The 2344-nt window shown below is 71.2% G+C and carries 1 protein-coding gene; it reads left to right on the top strand.

Annotated elements, in window-relative coordinates; all coding sequences use genetic code 11:
- Window positions 1-344: 344 nt before the first annotated feature.
- Window positions 345-2186, top strand: a complete 1842-nt coding sequence (locus FF041_RS16635; RefSeq protein WP_153523547.1) for an acyl-CoA dehydrogenase family protein — start codon at window positions 345-347, stop codon at window positions 2184-2186.
- The last annotated feature ends 158 nt before the right edge of the window (window positions 2187-2344 follow it).

Raw genomic sequence — 2344 nt, forward strand, 5'->3', positions numbered from 1 at the left:
CGCGACCGGCTGGCCGCACTGCTGCCGCCGACGCCCACCCCGTACTGCCCCGACGAATGGTGACCCGGCCCGACCCGCACCGCACCGCCCCGCACCGCACCGCCCCGGCCCGCACCGCCCCGCCCCGGCGCCACAGGGACAGCCGCCGCCCGCCACGCGCCCCGGCGCCGAACCCTGTCTCAGGAGCCGCCGAGATGGCAGTCACCTGTCACGCGCCCCGGCGCCGAACCCCGACTCCGGAGCCACTGAGACAGCCGCGCCACCCACAGCGTGTCCCCCCGCCGCCCCTCGTACCCGGCGGCGGCCCCGGACGACCCACGCCCACAGACCGTGAAAGGACGAGAATGCCCCCGGACGCCCTGCGCGACGACCTCAGCCGTCTGGTCTTCGACGGCCGGTACGAAGAACTCCACGCCGACCTCGTCGAGATCCTCCGCCACGAGATCTTCCGCTACCGGGAGGGGCTGACCACCGCCGAGCAGACCGCCCTCTCCTACGAGCGGCTCCGCTTCCTCAACGACGCCCTGGAACCGGCCTCGGAGATCGTGCGCCGTCCGCTGCGCCTGTTCGCCCTGCACGAGTGGCCCGGACTGCTGGACAGCACCCTGACCATCCCCATGACCATCCACTACAACCTCTGCGTCGGCAGCATCCTGGAACACGGTGCGGGCCGGGACGATCTCACCGCCGAACTGCGCGAGCTGGAAGCCATGAGCTCGGTGGGCGTCTTCCTCGCCACCGAACTGGGGTACGGCAACAATGTGGCCGCCCTGCGCACCGAGGCCGTCTACGACCGGCACACACGCGAGTTCGTGCTGCACACCCCCACCGCCGCGGCGCAGAAGTTCATGCAGAACACCGGCCACCCGGGCATCCCCAAACTCGCCGTCGTGCTCGCCCGGCTGCTCTGCGACGGAACCGACCACGGAGTCTTCCCCTTCCTGGTGCGACTCCGCGACGCCGACGGCCCCCGCCCCGGCGTGACGATCACCCTCCTGCCCGAGAAGCCCGGACTCGCCTCGGACAACGCGGTCACCTCCTTCCACCACGTCCGCGTCCCCCACCGGGCACTGCTCTCCGGCGACGCCGCCGTCTTCACCGAGGACGGTGTTCTCGACAGCGCGCTCCACAGCCACCGGCAGCGGTTTCTGCACACCATGGACCGCATCCAGTCCGGCCGGCTCTGCGGTACGACGGGCCTGCTCGCCGCCGCGCGGGCAGCGCTCTTCCTCACCGTGCGCTACGCCCATCACCGTACGACCTTCGCACCCGGCGCCGAGGACGTCCCGCTGATCGCCTACCGCAGCCACCAGCGCGATCTGTTCGTCCCGCTGGCCCAGGTATACGCGATGACCTTCCTGGTCAACCGGGTCAAGAACCGCTACCGGGACCGTGCGGACGGCCCCGGCCCCGACCATGAGCTCAACCGGCTGCTCGCGGTCACCAAGGCCGTGGCCACCTGGACCGCCGCCGAGACCCTGGAGGTCTGCCGTGAGCGCTGCGGGGCCCAGGGCATGCTCCGCACCAACCGGATCATCGACTGGATCACGGCCGCCAAGGCCGTGATCACCGCCGAGGGCGACAACAAGGTCCTTCTCCTCAAGGCCGCGCACGACATGCTCAGCGGGCGCGGCTACACACCTCCCGGACCGGGCGCCGCCCCCCGCCCGGGGAAACGTGATCTCCTCGACACGGGCTTCCTCACCGAGCTGCTCGCCTTCCGCGAACACCGGCTGCACACCGCGATCATCCGCTCGATGGCCGAGCGACTGGCCGATGGCGCATCCCTGTTCGACGCCTGGAACGGCCGGCTCAACGACGCCCTGGAACTGGCCCGCACCCACGCCGGCCGGCTCGCCCTGGAAGCCCTCACGGAGGCCGCCGCCGGAGCGGGAACCGAGGAGGGCCGCGCCGCGCTGCTGGGCCTGGCGCGGATCCACGGCGGCGAACTGGTCGGCACGGCGGATGGCTGGTATCTCGCGGAGGGCGCGCTCACCGCCGGTCAGGTGCTCGGGCGTCCTGCCCTGACCGATGAGCTCTGCGCGGGGATCGCACCGTACGCCACGGCCCTGGTCGACGCCTTCGGCATCCCGGCCACCCTGCTCGGCTCACCCCTCGCGGACGCCGCCTACCAGGACCATTACGACTACCGTGAGCCGGACGGGACGCCGATCACGGCACGGTGACCCGCGCCTGGCCGTGCCTGCGGCCTCCGGCCACGGCCCCGAAACGGTAGTGCGCCAGGCACATGACAACGGCAACACCGGCCATCCTTCGGGCTCATTCGGAAGATTTACTGGCTTGTTCAGGGATATTCAGTGAAGTCCCAGGTCTGAGAAGGTCA

Origin of the sequence: Streptomyces jumonjinensis (assembly GCF_009600885.1) — a bacterium.
Taxonomy (GTDB): Bacteria; Actinomycetota; Actinomycetes; order Streptomycetales; family Streptomycetaceae; genus Streptomyces; species Streptomyces jumonjinensis.

Excerpts from the sequence above, each read along its gene's own strand:
- FF041_RS16635 (WP_153523547.1), top strand. The coding sequence starts at position 345 with ATGCCCCCGGACGCCCTGCGCGACGACCTCAGCCGTCTGGTCTTCGAC.